The sequence below is a fragment of the Halopenitus malekzadehii genome, from assembly GCF_900108505.1.
Taxonomy (GTDB): domain Archaea; phylum Halobacteriota; class Halobacteria; order Halobacteriales; family Haloferacaceae; genus Halopenitus; species Halopenitus malekzadehii.
Genome location: NZ_FNWU01000001.1, coordinates 400,661 through 416,273, shown reverse-complemented (window position 1 = coordinate 416,273; position 15,613 = coordinate 400,661). Strand labels below are relative to the sequence as shown.

The following is a 15,613-nucleotide window of genomic DNA, read 5'->3' as shown; positions in this document are numbered from 1 at the left end:
GGACGATCGTCACCGAGAGTCGTCGACCAACTGACGGAGTTCGCCGGCCCGTTCGGCATCGGTGACGTACTTCGAGAACACCCACTCCAAGCGGGAGAGGACGACGTCCCGTCCCGTCTCGGTCAGCTCGTACTGGTTCGTCCGCTTGTCGAGTTCGCTCTTCTCGATCAGTCCCTCGTCGACGAGCTCATCCAGGTTCGGGTAGAGCCGGCCGTGGTTGACCTCGGTGCCGTAATACTCCTCGAGTTTCCGCTTGATCGCGAGACCGTACATCGGCTCCGTGGTGAGGATGACGAGGATGTTCTGTTGAAACGCGGTCAGCTCGCTGACGATGTCCCCCTCACTTCGAACAGCTTGTGCCTCTGACATACTGCCAGCCATGGCATCCGCATATATAACGCTTCGCAACCCTTCACCGGTTTCTCCATATGTCGGCAGGAAAAACGCATATATGGCGGGGTTGGGTAGTAATATTCGTATCAAAAAACGTGGATAAATCTGTGGAGAGTTGTTTCGATCATCCGGGATCGGACTCCCGATCGGCCGATCGACGTCGGCAGTGTCAGGGATCGGCCACCGAATCCGATCCACACCGGCCGATTCCGATCCGTCACCGAGTCGGGACCGTCGATCCGCCGCAACCCCACACAACTCGCGAATCGGCCGACTCGTCTCGAACCCGAAAGGGCTTTGCCGCCGTTCCCCGGACGGGCGGATGCATGACGAACCTCTGGGAAGACCTCGAGACGGGACCGAACCCACCGGAAACGATCTACGCCGTCGTGGAGTGTCTCAAGGGAGAGCGCAACAAGTACGAGTACGACAAGGACGTTCCCGGCGTCGTTCTCGACCGTGTGCTCCACTCGAACGTACATTATCCGTCGGATTACGGGTTCATCCCGCAGACCTACTACGACGACGAGGACCCCTTCGACGTCCTCGTGCTCGTCGAGGACCAGACGTTCCCTGGCTGTGTCATCGAGGCACGCCCCGTCGCGTTGATGAAGATGGATGACGACGGCGAGCAGGACGACAAGGTCATCGCGGTCCCGAGCGAGGACCCCCGCTACGATCACCTCGAGGACCTCGAGGACGTGCCCCAGCAGACGCTCGACGAGATCGACGAGTTCTTCGCGACCTACAAGAACCTCGAGGAAGGCAAAGAGGTCGAAACCCTCGGCTGGGAGGATCGTGAGGCCGCCGTCGACGCGATCGAACACGCACAGGATCTCTACGACGAACACTTCGCGTAGCGGCGACGAGCGCGTCACGTGGTGGATAGACGAGCACGTTCGACGCAGCGGGCGGGTTTGACTGACGAGGACTTCACACGGCGGACGATACCACACGATCACGGCGGGATGTTCGGGACGACGGTATGTTCAGGACGAATACCGCGTCGATCGCAGATGCGTTATACCTATGGGTAATTACTTGTTTCGCGAGGGCCATCCATCAAGCACGATGGCTGCACGATCATCGCCCCTCGGTATGGACCATCCGACCGTCGTCCCGACGAACGCGATGGACGCCGATCCGGCCGCCGAGTGTACCGGCTCGGCAGCCGATCGCGACGGGACGGCCAACGAGTGAGAGAGCGCGACCGCCGACCGATCGGTTTCGGAAGCGTTGTCCGGTTCGGAAGTTTCTTGAGTCGGCTTGCAGACACCCGCATATAGGCAATGGCTGTACTCTGGCTGGACGACGTAAACGCTGGCGACCTCGATCTCGTCGGCGGCAAGGCGGCCTCGCTCGGTGAACTTACCGGTGCCGGATTACCAGTCCCGCCGGGGTTCACCGTCACCGCCGAGACGTATCGAACCTTCATCGAGGAGGCCGGAATCGACGAGGAACTCTTCGCGGCCGTCGACGTCGATCCGGAGGACTCGGCTGCCCTTCGTGCAGCCGAGGAACGGGCAGCCGAGCTGATCCTCGGGACCGACATTCCCGATGCGGTCCGCGAGGAGATCGTCGAGAGCTACCGACAGCTCGGCCCCGACGGCGAGGAGACTTTCGTCGCGGTCAGATCCTCGGCAACGGCCGAGGACCTCCCCGACGCGTCCTTTGCCGGCCAGCAGGAAACGTTCCTCAACGTCCGGGAGGAACACCTCCTCGAACGCGTCAAGGAGTGTTGGGCCTCGCTGTTCACCCAACGAGCGATCTACTACCGCCAGCAGCAGGGATTTCCCCACGAGGACGTCGACATCGCCGTCGTCGTACAGCGGATGGTCGACGCCGAGAAGTCCGGCGTGATGTTCACCAGCCATCCGTCGACGGGCGACCCACAGATCATCATCGAGGCCGCGTGGGGCCTCGGCGAAGCGGTGGTTTCGGGCTCCGTCTCCCCTGATAACTACGTGTATGACCGCGCCCAGGGCGCCGTCGCCGACGTCACGGTAGCCGACAAGAAGACGTTGATGGAGAAGGATCCCGAAACGGGTGAAACCGTCGAACGCGAGGTCGCCGAAGACCGCCGAAACGAGCGCGTCTTGAGCGACGCGGAGATCGAGTCGCTCGTCGAACTCGGCGAACGCGTCGAAGACCACTACGGCGAGCCGCAGGACGTCGAGTGGGCGATCGTCGGCGGGGAGGTATTTATGCTCCAGTCGCGGCCGATCACGACGATCGCGGAGTCGGCGTCCGACGCCGACACGGACACGGCGGACGGGGACGACGAATCGGATGGCGGAGCGACCAACTCCGGCGGTGGAGGAGACGACGACGAGAACGAGGACGTTCTGGTCCAGGGACTCGGGTCGAGTCCCGGGGTCGTTTCGGGGGCAGTCCGGATCGTCACCAAGCTCGATCACCTCGATCAGGTCCAGGAGGGCGACATCCTCGTGACCGAGATGACGATGCCGGATATGGTGCCGGCAATGAAGCGGGCGGCCGGAATCGTCACCGACGAGGGCGGGATGACGAGCCACGCCGCGATCGTCTCGCGGGAGCTCGGCGTTCCGGCAGTCGTCGGGACGCGGACCGGAACCAAACAGCTCGAGAATGGACGGCAGATCACGATCGACGGGGACAAGGGGACGGTCCGGGCTGGGGCGGACAGCGAGGCGGAACCAGCCGAGGAGTTCGAACCCGTCGAAGCCGCACGACCGCAGACACCGGTCAAACCGATGACCGCGACCGAGGTCAAGGTCAACGTGTCCATTCCCGAGGCGGCCGAACGCGCCGCCGCCACGGGCGCCGACGGCGTCGGACTCCTCCGGATCGAGCACATGGTGCTCACGCTTGGCAAGACGCCCGAGCGCTACATCGCCGAACACGGCGCGCGTGCCTACCAGGACGAGCTCATCGAGGGGATCCGAACCGTCGCCGACGAGTTCTACCCACGACCCGTCCGCGTTCGAACCATCGATGCCCCGACCGACGAGTTCCGCGACCTTGAGGGCGGCGACGACGAACCCGCCGAACACAACCCGATGCTCGGCTGGCGCGGGATCCGTCGAAGTCTCGACAAGCCGGACGTGTTCCAGCAGGAGCTTGCGGCCTTCGACCGGATCTACGAGATGGGCTACGACAACGTGGAGTTGATGTTGCCGCTGGTCAACGACAGCGACGACATCGAGGGGGCGAAACGCCAGATGCGTGAAGCCGGGATCGACCCCGAGGAGCACCGGTGGGGCGTGATGATCGAGACGCCGGCCGCGGCGCTACAGATCGAGGACCTCGCGTCCGCGGGGATCGACTTCGCCTCGTTCGGAACGAACGACCTCACCCAGTACACGCTCGCGGTCGATCGGAACAACGAGAACGTGGCCGATCGGTTCGACGAGACCCACCCGGCGGTACTCGAACTCATTGGGCAGACGATCGAGACGTGTCGGGAGCTGGGCGTCGACACGAGCATCTGTGGACAGGCCGGATCGAAGACGGAGATGGTGAACTTCCTCGTCGAGGAGGGCATTTCCTCCATCTCGGCAAACATCGATGCCGTCCGCGACGTCCAACACGAGGTCAAACGCAAGGAACAGCGGATCCTGCTCGATTCGGTCAGGTGATCGAAGCGGCCGATCACGTGATCGGGGATCGGAACGGACGGACGTTTGGGCGATGATCAGTCACCACCCCGATATCAGTCACGACCACGACGGATGAACGGACAGCACGCACCACAGTCGTTCGACCGCGTTCTCTCCTCGATGTGCACGGAGCCGCATCCGGCCGCTCGGACGGCCGCCGAACGGTTTCTGGCGACCAACCCCGGCGATCCAGCGACCTACGGGACGATCGCGGAGTTGGAGTCGAGAGCGGTCGAACTCCTCTGCACCGTCGTCGATCATCCCCGCAGTGGCCCCGACCTGGGCTATCTCACCTCCGGCGGGACGGAGGCGAACCTCCAGGCGGTCCGAGCGGCCCGAAACCTGGCGGCGGGTGGCGACGTCAACGTGGTCGCACCGGAGAGCGCGCACTTCTCGTTCCGAAAGGCGGCAGCAATACTCGACGTTGAACTCCGAACGGTCCCGCTCGACCGGGACCACAGAGCCGACATCGAGGCGGCGTCCGCAGCGGTGGACGAGAACACGGCGCTCGTCGTCGGAGTGGCGGGCTCGACGGAGTACGGACGGGTCGACCCGATCCCGGACCTGTGCGCGATCGCCCACGAGACGGGCGCACGAATGCACGTCGACGCGGCCTGGGGCGGGTTCGTCCTGCCGTTCCACGACGTGCCGTGGACGTTTGCGGACGCACCGATCGACACGATGACCATCGACCCCCACAAGCTCGGTCGCGCAGTGGTCCCGGCCGGCGGGCTCGTGGTCCGGGATCCCGCGACGCTCGACGCGCTGGCGATCGAGACGCCGTACCTCGAGACGCACGCGCAGGCGACGGTGACGGGCACACGAAGCGGGGCCGGGGTGGCCGGTGCGGTCGCCGCGATGGAGGAGCTGTGGCCCGATGGCTACCGGGAGACTGCACAGCGGTGCCAGCGCAACGCCGAGTGGCTCGCGGCGGCGTTCGCGGACAGAGGCTACACGGTCGTCGATCCGAGCCTCCCGATCGTTGCTGCCTCGATCCCGACGCCGATCTTCGAAGAGCTTCGGTCGGCGGGCTGGAAAATCGCGCGAACCGATCGCGGCGAGTTGCGGATCGTCTGTATGCCGCACGTGACACGGGACACGTTGCGGGCGTTCCTGTCGGACCTCGATCGGATCGCTGAATCCGACGGGTCACGGACGGCCGGAAGTCGATAGCAACCGACGCCGACCGCGTCGCAGACCAAACAGGTTTTAAGAGCCCGTATCCAACCCGCCGATAAGGTAGATACCATGGAGATGCCACGCCGCTTTAACACGTATTGTCCTCACTGCGACGCCCACCAGGAACACGAGGTGGAGAAGGTTCGATCCGGCCGACAGACCGGCCTGAAACGTGACGCGCGCCAGCAGCGCCGGGCGCTCGCGACGATCGGCAACGCCGGCGGATACTCGAAGGTGCCCGGTGGCGACAAGCCGACCAAGAAGACGCACCTGAAGTACCGCTGTTCGGACTGCGGCAAGGCCCACATGCGTGAGGGATGGCGCGCCGGCCGTCTCACGTTCCAGGAGTAACGATGGCGGGGAACTTCCTTCGCGTCGCCTGTGGGGACTGTGAGAACGAACAGACCGTCTTCGAGAAGGCGTCCGCGAGCGTCGCCTGTGCCGTCTGCGGCACGACGCTTGCCACGCCGACCGGCGGCAAGGCCACGATCGAAGGCGAGATCGTCGAGACCGTTGAGGCACGGTAACCGCCTCCAATCCCAGAATGCAGTACAGTGGCTGGCCCGAACCAGGTGAACTCGTCGTCGGCGAGATCGACGAAATCGCCGACTTCGGCGTCTTCGTCGATCTCGACGAGTACGAGAACAAACGCGGCCTCTGTCACATCAGCGAGGTCGCCTCCGGCTGGATCAAGAACGTACGCGATCACGTCCGCGAGGGACAGACGGTCGTCGCGAAGGTACTCGACGTCGACGAGTCGTCCCAACAGATCGACCTCTCGATCAAGGACGTCAACGAGCACCAGCGCAAGGAAACGATCCAGGAATGGAAGAACGCACGAAAGGCCGACAACTGGATGCTGTTGGCCCTCGGCGAGGACGTCGACGACGACCGATATACGGCCGTCGCGAACGCCCTGCTGGCCGAGTTCGACTCGCTGTATGACGCCTTCGAAACCGCCGCGATCCACGGTGAGGAGGCGCTTTCTGACGTCGAGTTGGACGACGACGTGCGTGCGACGATCGTCGAGACGGCGCGCGAAAACGTCTCCGTGCCGTACGTCAACGTGACCGGCTACGTCGACCTCGAGAGTCCGGATCCGGACGGCGTCGACCGTCTCAAGGAGGCGCTACAGGCCGCCGAGGGGAACGGGGAGGTTCCCGAGGAGGTCGAGCTGACCGTCTCATACGTCGGGTCACCCGAGTACCGCATCCAGGTCAAAGCGCCCGACTACAAGACGGCCGAGGACGCGCTCGAGGCGGCCGCCGAGCGCGCCCGCGAATCGATCGAGGCGACCGGCGGAAGCGGGCAGTTCCATCGCGATCGCAACGAGGATGACGAATAACCCGTCGATCCGTGATCGCCGTGTTCCACCGGATACCCTGTAGCGATCACGCGCGGGGAACGGAGTCCCGAACGTGAAATCACCGATCCGCTGCTGCAGCGAGTGGCGTGTGGCACACGACCGACCGGTCTATACCTTCGCGGAACGCTGTCCCGACTGCGGAGCTCACACGGAGAACAGCGCGCCGCCGCCGTTTTCGCCGGAGGACCGGTACGGCGAGTATCGACGCCGAGCACGGCGCCGATCGGGGGACGTCGACGTCGGATCCGACGGATCCGAATCGGAATAGCCACGCACTTATGCGCCGCGGCCGGGAGTGTACGCTATGGACGACATCGAGATCGACGCGGTCGCGACGCCGGAACTCGACGACCCAGTGCTCATCGAGGGACTTCCGGGCGTGGGCCACGTCGGGAAGCTGGCGGCCGAACAGCTCTTGGAGGAGTGTGATGGCACCCTCGTTCGACGGGTCTACACCACCGAGTTCCCGCCGCAGGTGACCGTCGACGACGACGGCGTCACCGAATTGACGTGTGCGGAGTTCCACGCGGTCGAAACCGAGGGAGCGGATCTGCTGGTGTTGACCGGGGACCACCAGGCGGCGACGAACGCGGGCCACTACCGGGTGACGTCGGCGTTTCTCGACGTCGCCGAGGAGTTCGGAGCGAGCCGAGCGTACGCGCTCGGCGGGGTCCCGACCGGCGAGCTCGTCGAGGAGTACACCGTCCTCGGTGCGGTCAGCGACGCCTCGCTGCGCGAGGAACTGGAAGCCGTCGACGTGCAATTCCGGTCCGACGAGCCCGCGGGCGGGATCGTCGGCGTCTCGGGGCTCATCCTCGGGCTCGGCGAGCGTCGCGGGTTCGAGGCGGCCTGTCTGATGGGCGAAACGAGCGGCTATCTCGTCGACCCGAAAAGCGCGAGAGCGGTGCTCGAGGTGCTTCAGGAGCGGCTCGGATTCGAGGTCGCGTTCGACTCGCTGGAGGAGCGCGCCGAGGAGATGGAGGAGGTCGCGGGCAAGATCCAGGAGATGCAGGACGGGCCGGCGGTCGGGGACGACGAACTGCGGTATATCGGGTGACCGCCCGACCGTCACACGAGGTGGTCGGCGACGACGTCCAGGAACGCGTCAGGGTGTTCGACGTGCGGCAGCAGCTTCGCGCGATCGAACACGACGAGCGGGCACTCCGCCGTCGTCGCGAGGTCGCGGCCCGCGGACAACGGCGTGAGTTCTGTCTCACGACCCCACACGAGCGAGACCGGAACGTCGGCTGCCGTAAGCGCGTCGGCGAGTGACACGTCGGCGTTGAGGTGTCCAGACAGGAACGAGGCGGGCGCGAACCGGGCACCCGCGACGTGAGCGGTTCGCCACTCGTAGTCGATCCACTCATCGGCCACCGCATCGGGAGAGTAGTAGCCGTGATCGGCGTTGAAGTATCGGATCGACGGTTTCGAGGCGATCAGGCGGAAGAGCGTCTCGCCGAGGATCGGGGACCGAAGGAGCTCCCGAAGCCACGGTTTCGGTGGGTCGGGACCAGCCACGGTCGTCGGGACGACGAGCAGGAGGCTCCGAAGGTCACCATCCGAATCGGCGGCGACGTCGGCGACGTAGGCGGCCGACAACGAGGAGGCGATGACCCGCGGTCGATCGAACGCCGCGAGGAACTCCCGAAGGAAGTCGGTGTACAGGGCGGCCGAATAGCGCAACGCCGGGCGGTCGGATCGGCCGAATCCGGGGAGATCCGGCGCGATAACCCGGTAATCCTCGGCGAGATCCTCGAAGATGGCCCGCCACTCGCCGGATGATCCGGCGGCGTTGGCGCCGTGAACGAGGACCACCGGCGGGGCATCCGGATCGCCGGCGACGGTATAGGCGACGTCGATCCCCCGCCAGCGATACGTTTCCTGGGTGCCGTCCAACGCCGGGGCAAGCGCGTCGGCCTCCAGTTGGGACCGCCGCGTCCACGCGGCGAGCGCGCCGGCACCGAGCGTGAGTCCGCCAAGCAACCGGGTTCGGTTCATACCGATCCTTGCGTCGGCGGCGGCTTATACCCGACGGCGGTGGGAGCTGACGTCGGCGATGGATCGAGCCGAACGATGAGAACGGACGGAAAAGCTTTGCTGGTCGAGCGTATGAGTATATATACCATGTCAATTTCGTCCCCGGCGAGTGTCTCCTTCCGGATCGGCGCACGCGACCCGACGGCGACCGAGTGTACCGACCTGGCCTGTGAGGCGTCGGATCTGCTTTCGGATCCGGCAGTCGTTTCGATGATCGTGTTCGTTTCCATCGCGGTTTTCGCCGCGTTCGCGTATATCGCGGATGCTCGTACCCATACCCGAGAGGAGCGACGCCGCGTCGTCGACGAACGCGATGCGTTCGAGGAATTCACGGATCGGCTGGGACACATCACACCACGTGAATCGGAGGTAACAGCCGAACCGGCGGGACGGAGTGGAGCTCGACTTGCCAGGTTCCCAACCGATGCCGGCGGGACAGCGGACGATGAGTTAGAACGGGCACGCGAGGCGTACCGCGAGACGGTGATGGCGGTTCCACACTACACCGAGGAGTACGATGATTCGTACCTCGAAAGCGTCACCGAGGAGCTCGGAGACGATGTCGCCACGGCGATCTGGACTGAGGACCGGCTCTCGCCGGCGCTTCGAACGACGCTTTTGAACCGGGCGCAGGGCGCCCGTGAGGCACGGGAACGACTGCTGTCGGCGGTCGACTCCGAACTGTCAGAACTCGACAGCGCGGAGGCCCGTCTGGCACGCATCGATCGGACCCGGCGGAACCTCGACGCCCACCTCTCGGAGGGACGGTCGGAACCGACCTTCGACGCGTTGGTGGACGTGTGGGGAACGCTTGAGGACCTCGAGACAACATGTGGGGAGATCGCAATGGACCGGCAAGAACGGCTCCGAGATCCACCGTTTACCCGGCGAACCGAACGCGATCCCGCCTTCTACGACTACCTCTATGCTGATCTCGAGGCGGCTCGATACCCGGTACTGGCCGCGATCGCCGAGACCGTCGATCGCGTCCGAGCGGATCGTCACGCCCTCGAGTCCCGGATCGCACAGGTCGACTGAGGCGGCCACCTCGGTCGACGGTTACCGGCCGGACTGCACCGTTTCTCACCACCGAGACCGAAACGCGAGGCGGAATTCGTCGAGGCTGGACGACGATCGGTGTGCCGGAAAACTTCGAGACGACATCAACATATACTTAGATATATTTCTGCGAAATAAACTCTTAAATATATAACCCGGGAACGGACAACGGTGTGGTAGTGACGTGAGTGCGGAGTCGACGATGGAGGCGGAACGACACGAAACTACGGATGACGACGCCGAACCCGAGGGAGCGCCGTCGTGGCCCGTTGAACCGATCCCAGCACCGTGCCCGCCCGACGACCCGGATGCGTGGTACGCGTCGACGGTCCGTGCACAGTACGAACCGGTATCGGGGATCGTTACCACGATACACGAACGCGACGATGGGTTCGTCTACGAGAGTCGCGGTCCGCCGCTTTCCCCGACTGACGAGGCCGCGTTGGCAACGGTCCGGGACCACTTCTCGGCGGCCCGTCATCGACGACCGCTCACCCGACAGGGTGTGCTCGAGCGAGCAACGCGCGGGTTCGAACCGAAATACGCGCGGGCGATCGACCGACTGCTCGAGACCACGCCCGCGGCTCGGCGGCGGATCGATCACCACGCGTTGAACGACCTTCGACTGCTTGGAGATCTCACGCCGCTCGCGGTCGATCCCCGGATCGAGGTCGCCGACGTGGGGGACACCGACGAACTCGTCGTGCATACCGACTCGTTCGCGCCGGTCACGACCGGCGTCTCCGTGGACGAACCGTACGTCGACCGCGTGGCCGGCGAACGGCTGCACCGGTATTCGGTCCCGTTCGCGGGGTTCGACGTCGACGTCGTCGTCTACCGCGAACGGCTGTTGGGGTCCGATCAGTTCGAGACGAAATACGCGGTGCTGGAACCGGATCTGCTTCCGGGCGATGATGCCCTGATAGAGGAGTGTAAATCCCGCATTTGGGAGGCCAACGTCGACCGCGTCGTGACCGACCGGGAGTCGTTCGTCGCCGATCGGGCGCGGCGATTCCTCACCCGGCGGTTACTGGCGCACAATACGCGTGCCTGGCTCGAGGCGACGCGTCATCGGGTTCGATCGACGCTCGCGTCCTACGGGCTCGCCGTGCCGCCGATCGATTCACGGTACGCGCGCGATCGGCTCGACGACCTCGTGTACTACGTGTTGCGTGATTACGTCGGCGAGGGCATCCTGACGGTGCCGATACGCGATCCGAACCTGGAGGACATCGAGGCCAACCGAGTCGACGAGCGGATCAAGGTGGTTCCGCGGACGATCGTCTTCGACGACGCGAGGGGTGCTGGCGACCGCGTCCCGACGAACCTGTCGTTTACGACGGAGCGGGAGTTCGTCAACGTGGTGACCCAGCTGGCCGCACGCGACGGGACGGAGCTCAACGCGTCGCGGCCCTCGGCAAAGGTGAACCTCGACATCGACGGCGTCGAGGAGACCATCAGGTGTGCGGTCGCGCTCCCGGTGATCTCCGAGGGTGGCCCCCACGTCTCGATCCGGAAGCAGTCGGCGGACGCGATGACGCCGGTCGACCTGCTCGAACGGGATGCGCTCTCGACGGAGTTGGTGACGGTGTTGTGGCTGCTCTATGAGTACCACGGCGTCGTGTTGTTCTCCGGGCCGACCGGGGTCGGGAAAACGACGCTTATGAACGCCCATATGCCGTTCATCCCGTTTGACGATCGGCCGATCTCGATCGACGAGGGGTCACGCGAGGTCCATCTCCCGCACGAGACAGGCGTCTCGCTGACGACTCGCGACCACGAGAACGAGTACAAGCGGGTAACGATGGCCGAGTTGATGACCGAAACGAACTATTTGAACCCCGACGTCGAGGTCATCGCGGAGATCAACACGCCGGCGTCCTTCGAAACGTTTGCAGAGACGTTGAACACCGGCCATGGGGTATTGGGGACGACACACGCGGAGGACGTCGAAACCCTGGTCAACCGCGTGATCGAGCAGGGGTTGCCGGCCTACCTGCTTCGGGAGCTCGATCTGGTCGTGTTCCCCCACAAGACGCGCGGCGAGCGGTACGTCGCCCACGTGGTCGAGATTCTCTCCGACGACGAGTTCGAGGCGCTCGACGACGCCGCGCTCCGGGGCGCGGGCGGGGTTCGACGGCGAGGTGGCGGCGGTACGATACGCAAGGACGGAACGACGGTCCACTGGAACACGGTCGTATGGCGCGACACCGACGGCACGTTCACCATCGAGTACGACCACCCGTCGCTTGCGGGGGATCGCAACGACGGCGCCGTCCCGGTCGGCGCATCCGACCGCGGGATCGCCACCGACGGATCGATCGGCTTCGGACTGTTTCACCGACTTGCCGAACGGACGGACCGTGACGTCGTTGACGTCGAGGCCGAGTTCCACAGGAAACATCGATACGTCCGCTATCTGGCCGAGGAGGGGATCGACGACTTCGAGACGCTCTTCGAGTTCCTCTCGGACCTTCGAACCGACGAGGCCGCGACGGTCGAACGGGCGCTGCGATCGACGGGCATCGTTCCCGACGAGGCGGCCGAATGAGCGACGGCGTCTCGACCGGGGCGACCATCGGGGCCGAATCGAAGCCGAACGCGGGAACACGGACCACCGATCGGCAAACCGAGGCTCACCGCCATCGATCCGGGGGCGAAACCGGGTCGCGGTCCTCGGCGATCGACCATGGGATCGACCGCGGCCTTCACGCACTGTTCGCCCGCCACGCCGACGCGGAACGACACGTCCGCGACCGGGACCGGTATCGGGCGACGGCGATACGGACCGGGTTCGACGTCCTGCTGGCCAGGATCTACGGCCTCTCGTGGGTGGCCGGCCTGATCGTGGCGCTGCCGGTCGTGGTGATCGGGCGTCAGCTCTCCCCGGCAGTATTGGAACGGGTGGACGCCGCGCTCGCCTCGGGACTCCCGATCGACGGGATCGGTCTGGCTCGACTGCCGCCGGAATGGGTGGCGCTTGTGGCAGCGATCGGCGTCGGCGCGGCGGTCAAGCGGGGCGTCGTTCGCGGTGGCGGCACGTACCTGGGGTGGGTCGCGAGCGCTCGGCGAACGGACATCGAGCGGACGCTCCCCGGCGCAGTTCGGTATCTCCACGCGCTCTCGTCGGGCAGCGACACGGCACGCGGGATGATCCGCAAGACCGCCGCCAACGAGGCGTACGGTGAGACGGCGGTCGCCTTTCGGGCCGCGCTCAACAGCGCACGGTTGACCGGAAGCCTCGATCAGGCGCTCGGCCGCGTCGCGCGGGATACGCCCTCGAGTGACCTCCTTGCACCCTTCCTGATCAAGTTTCGCGAGCACGCCAACCAGGGTGAGGATGCCCTCTCGAACTACCTCGCGATGGAGGGACGAATGCTCGGACATCGAGAAGATCGGGCCCGCAAACGGGCGGAGGGGTTCCTGGAGCTCCTCTCGGAGCTGTTCATCGTTCTGTTGGTGTTGCCGGCGCTGCTCGTCATCGTGTTGACCGTGATCGGCGTGATCGCCCCCGGGCTCTCCGACCCGATTCACACGCCGGTCGTGACGGTGACGACACGCGCGGCGATCGTCTACGGGAGCGCGGCGTTCATTCTGGTCGTGGGCGCCGTCTCGGCGACGATCGTCGAACACCTTCGACCGCCCGACCAGCGGACGGCCTACGAGCTGCCGGCCGATCCGATCACGGTCCTCCGGAGCGTGACCGTCAATCCGCGAGCGACGGCGGTCGTCGCCGCGATACCCGCCATCGGCGCAGGCACCGTCCTCGCGAACGCCGGCGCCGACCCGGTGAACGTCGCAACCCTCGGCTACGTCGCCTTCGCGGTTCCCACGGGCGTCGTATCCGTTCGGCGGGCTCGGCTCGACGACGCGAAGGATCGCGAGATCAAGGACTTCGTCCACGCTGTCTCCGGACACGTCTCGCTTGGCCGTCCGTTTCCGGAAGCGGTCGCGCTCGTCGCGCGTGACGTCGATCTCGGCGCGCTCGACGCCGACGTCGCGGACCTGGCGTTCAACCTCTCGTTGACGACCGGGAACCAACGATCCGCACGGAACGTCCTCGAAGGAACGGCGGACGGGGATGGTGGTGATGACCCCGATGAACACGAGCCCGATCGTGGGACCGTCCGGACGGCGGCGCTGAACCGGTTCGTCGAGAACGTGGGAACGCCGCTTGCAGAACAGACGGTCGGGCTCGTGACTGGGGCGCTCGATGCCGGCAGCGACACCCAGACCGTCTTCGAGACGCTTCAAACCGAAATCGGGCGCCTCTACCACCAGAAGCGGGCGCTCCGCTCGGCAATGCTCGTGTACGTCGCGGTCGGGTGGACGGCGGCGCTTCTGGTCATCGGGATCGTCGTCGCGGTCAACCTCTACGTCATCGACGGGTTCGCCCAGCTGTCGGCCGTCTCCGGGTCGTCGGCGATGCGGTTCGACCCGGGGACGATCGATCCCGAACGCGAGCGATACCGGTTTTACGTCGTGTTGCAGGCGACGATGCTCGCATCGGGCTGGTTCGCGGGAGCCGCCTCACGCGGCTGGTACGAGGCGCTGTTGCACTCCGGCGTCCTCGTGGGCGTCTGTTACGTCGTCTTCGCGGGGGTCGGATTGCTGTGAGCCGCGCTCGCGCCCAATCGACTGTCATCGGGGTGACGCTCCTCATCGCGATGACGGTCACGAGCCTCGGACTGATCACCGCGGGCACGGGCGTCGTCGTCCAGGAGCACGCGGGAACGATCGGCGTCGAGGCGGCGACCGACGACCTGACCGCGGCGATCGATGGAACCGGCCGTGACGGGCGGACGACCGCGTCGGTCCGCCTATCCGGCGGCCGACTCGACACGATCGAACGGACGGTTCGAGTACACGACGGCGACGAGTGGCGGTCCCTGGAGGCCGACGGAATACGGTACGTGGGAAGCGGCGGCGATCAGCGCGTGGTGAGCGTCGCCGGGCTCGTCATCCGTGAATACGGCGACGGCGCGATCGCGGTTCGGGATCCGGCGTTGCTCATCGGGGAGGATGCACTCGTGATCACGATCCCCGTTATCCAAGGTGGCGGAGCGGTCGGGGCGGGCGGTTCCGGTGAGTCCGGCGGCGTTGCCCGCCTCCGACTGGCGGTCGACCACGACGAACGGGACCTGGGAACGGGCCCGTTTCGGATCGCCATCGAGACGGCGAACCCGACCGCGGTCGAGCGGGCGGTTCGACGGACCGGTGACCGAGCAGCCACCACTGAGCCCGAATCGGAACCCATCCTGTCGATCGACCGGCGGCAGTTCGCCGGCGACAACCGCGAAAGCGTCGTCGTGACCGTCGGGGGCGATCGGGAGGGACACCTGCTCGTCCGCACCGTGGACCTGGAACTGGAGGTGGCGTATGGGACGTGATCCGCCGATCAGGGCCGAGATGAGGGGCGGATCGAGACCGATCCACTCCCGCGCCGTGGCGCCGGTCGCGGGCAAACTCCTCGAGGTCGGCGTCGTCGTGCTGTTCGTCGCAACGCTGTCGACGGCCCTTTACGGGGGCGTCGTCCCGGAGTACCGGTCGGCGGTCGCCGAGGAGGTCGGCGACCGAACGCTGACCGCGGCCGACCACGCGGTCACGTCGGCGGTTCCACCGGCACCACGGACGCCGACGGTCCGATCGGCGACGACGCGGACGACGGTCGACCTTCCGGAGACGATCCGGGGCGAGTCGTACCGGGTCAGGTTTGCGGACGGCGTGCTCACGCTCGAACATCCACACTCGGCCGTCGACGGACGACGACGGCTTGCGTTCCCGACGCAACCGTCAGGGACACCGAGCACCTGGCGAAGCGACGCGCGGACGATCGTCGTCGTCCAGCGGGATGAGGAGGGGTTGACCGTGGAGCTGATGAACCGATGACCCGGCGATCGACGACGCCGATAGCCGGGGCACCGAACCGGGGGACTGGACG

The 15,613-nt window shown here is 65.8% G+C and carries 15 protein-coding genes; 13 read left to right on the top strand and 2 right to left on the bottom strand.

Translation table 11 applies throughout. The features are described 5' to 3' along the window. Positions 1-9: 9 nt before the first annotated feature. Entirely contained in the window at positions 10-369 is a 360-nt protein-coding gene (locus BLW38_RS02150; protein ID WP_092813634.1) for a PadR family transcriptional regulator, read from the bottom strand. A 350-nt stretch (positions 370-719) separates the two neighbouring features. Here BLW38_RS02150 and BLW38_RS02145 point away from each other — a divergent pair, with 350 nt between their 5' ends. The 8 genes from BLW38_RS02145 to BLW38_RS02110 all read left to right on the top strand — a co-directional run bounded on the left by BLW38_RS02145 (position 720) and on the right by BLW38_RS02110 (position 7,633). Further along, entirely contained in the window at positions 720-1,253 is a 534-nt protein-coding gene (locus BLW38_RS02145; protein WP_092813631.1) for an inorganic diphosphatase, read from the top strand. A gap of 429 nt (positions 1,254-1,682) precedes the next feature. Next, the gene (gene ppsA / locus BLW38_RS02140) at positions 1,683-4,010 is read left to right on the top strand and encodes a phosphoenolpyruvate synthase (protein WP_092813626.1); all 2,328 of its coding nucleotides are present in this window, start codon (positions 1,683-1,685) and stop codon (positions 4,008-4,010) included. A gap of 93 nt (positions 4,011-4,103) precedes the next feature. Beyond that, positions 4,104-5,204: a tyrosine decarboxylase MfnA gene (gene mfnA, locus BLW38_RS02135; protein WP_092813623.1), complete on the top strand. Its 1,101-nt coding sequence runs from the start codon at positions 4,104-4,106 to the stop codon at positions 5,202-5,204. Between the two features lie 75 nt (positions 5,205-5,279). After that, positions 5,280-5,561, top strand: coding sequence for a 50S ribosomal protein L44e (locus tag BLW38_RS02130; RefSeq protein ID WP_092813620.1), 282 nt, complete (start codon positions 5,280-5,282; stop codon positions 5,559-5,561). 2 nt (positions 5,562-5,563) lie between these two features. Next, on the top strand, positions 5,564-5,737 hold the full coding sequence (locus BLW38_RS02125) for a 30S ribosomal protein S27e (RefSeq protein WP_092813616.1): 174 nt from the start codon (positions 5,564-5,566) through the stop codon (positions 5,735-5,737). A gap of 17 nt (positions 5,738-5,754) precedes the next feature. Continuing rightward, entirely contained in the window at positions 5,755-6,555 is an 801-nt protein-coding gene (locus tag BLW38_RS02120; protein ID WP_092813613.1) for a translation initiation factor IF-2 subunit alpha, read from the top strand. Positions 6,556-6,628: 73 nt separating this feature from the next. Next, positions 6,629-6,844 (top strand): RNA-protein complex protein Nop10, encoded by a 216-nt coding sequence (locus BLW38_RS02115; RefSeq protein WP_092813609.1) that lies wholly within the window; start codon positions 6,629-6,631, stop codon positions 6,842-6,844. 36 nt (positions 6,845-6,880) lie between these two features. Further along, on the top strand, positions 6,881-7,633 hold the full coding sequence (locus BLW38_RS02110; protein ID WP_092813606.1) for a proteasome assembly chaperone family protein: 753 nt from the start codon (positions 6,881-6,883) through the stop codon (positions 7,631-7,633). 11 nt (positions 7,634-7,644) lie between these two features. Here BLW38_RS02110 and BLW38_RS02105 read toward each other — a convergent pair whose 3' ends face one another. Next, positions 7,645-8,574 carry an alpha/beta fold hydrolase gene (locus BLW38_RS02105; protein WP_092813603.1) on the bottom strand — a complete coding sequence of 310 codons (930 nt, stop codon included), beginning with the start codon at positions 8,572-8,574 and terminating at the stop codon, positions 7,645-7,647. A gap of 126 nt (positions 8,575-8,700) precedes the next feature. Between BLW38_RS02105 and BLW38_RS02100 the strand changes: the two genes are divergently transcribed. The 5 genes from BLW38_RS02100 (at position 8,701) to BLW38_RS02080 (ending at position 15,561) form a co-directional block, all read left to right on the top strand. Further along, complete coding sequence (locus BLW38_RS02100) at positions 8,701-9,651, top strand: DUF7260 family protein (RefSeq protein WP_092813600.1); 951 nt, start codon at positions 8,701-8,703, stop codon at positions 9,649-9,651. Positions 9,652-9,874: 223 nt separating this feature from the next. Further along, a complete protein-coding gene (locus BLW38_RS02095) occupies positions 9,875-12,223 on the top strand; it encodes a type II/IV secretion system ATPase subunit (protein WP_092815503.1) in 2,349 nt (782 codons plus the stop codon). Further along, a complete protein-coding gene (locus tag BLW38_RS02090; RefSeq protein ID WP_092813596.1) occupies positions 12,220-14,289 on the top strand; it encodes a type II secretion system F family protein in 2,070 nt (689 codons plus the stop codon). The genes BLW38_RS02095 and BLW38_RS02090 overlap by 4 nt, the downstream gene beginning before the upstream one ends. After that, positions 14,286-15,062, top strand: coding sequence for a DUF7289 family protein (locus BLW38_RS02085; RefSeq protein ID WP_143040784.1), 777 nt, complete (start codon positions 14,286-14,288; stop codon positions 15,060-15,062). Before BLW38_RS02090 ends, BLW38_RS02085 begins: the two co-directional genes overlap by 4 nt. Next, positions 15,052-15,561 (top strand): DUF7266 family protein, encoded by a 510-nt coding sequence (locus tag BLW38_RS02080; protein WP_143040783.1) that lies wholly within the window; start codon positions 15,052-15,054, stop codon positions 15,559-15,561. The genes BLW38_RS02085 and BLW38_RS02080 overlap by 11 nt, the downstream gene beginning before the upstream one ends. The last annotated feature ends 52 nt before the right edge of the window (positions 15,562-15,613 follow it).

Coding starts and splice junctions, on each gene's coding strand:
- BLW38_RS02120 (WP_092813613.1), top strand. CDS start 5,755: ATGCAGTACAGTGGCTGGCCCGAACCAGGTGAACTCGTCGTCGGCGAG.
- BLW38_RS02090 (WP_092813596.1), top strand. CDS start 12,220: ATGAGCGACGGCGTCTCGACCGGGGCGACCATCGGGGCCGAATCGAAG.
- ppsA (WP_092813626.1), top strand. CDS start 1,683: ATGGCTGTACTCTGGCTGGACGACGTAAACGCTGGCGACCTCGATCTC.
- BLW38_RS02145 (WP_092813631.1), top strand. CDS start 720: ATGACGAACCTCTGGGAAGACCTCGAGACGGGACCGAACCCACCGGAA.
- BLW38_RS02130 (WP_092813620.1), top strand. CDS start 5,280: ATGGAGATGCCACGCCGCTTTAACACGTATTGTCCTCACTGCGACGCC.
- BLW38_RS02095 (WP_092815503.1), top strand. CDS start 9,875: ATGGAGGCGGAACGACACGAAACTACGGATGACGACGCCGAACCCGAG.
- mfnA (WP_092813623.1), top strand. CDS start 4,104: ATGAACGGACAGCACGCACCACAGTCGTTCGACCGCGTTCTCTCCTCG.
- BLW38_RS02110 (WP_092813606.1), top strand. CDS start 6,881: ATGGACGACATCGAGATCGACGCGGTCGCGACGCCGGAACTCGACGAC.
- BLW38_RS02100 (WP_092813600.1), top strand. CDS start 8,701: ATGTCAATTTCGTCCCCGGCGAGTGTCTCCTTCCGGATCGGCGCACGC.
- BLW38_RS02125 (WP_092813616.1), top strand. CDS start 5,564: ATGGCGGGGAACTTCCTTCGCGTCGCCTGTGGGGACTGTGAGAACGAA.
- BLW38_RS02080 (WP_143040783.1), top strand. CDS start 15,052: ATGGGACGTGATCCGCCGATCAGGGCCGAGATGAGGGGCGGATCGAGA.
- BLW38_RS02105 (WP_092813603.1), bottom strand. CDS start 8,574: ATGAACCGAACCCGGTTGCTTGGCGGACTCACGCTCGGTGCCGGCGCG.
- BLW38_RS02150 (WP_092813634.1), bottom strand. CDS start 369: ATGTCAGAGGCACAAGCTGTTCGAAGTGAGGGGGACATCGTCAGCGAG.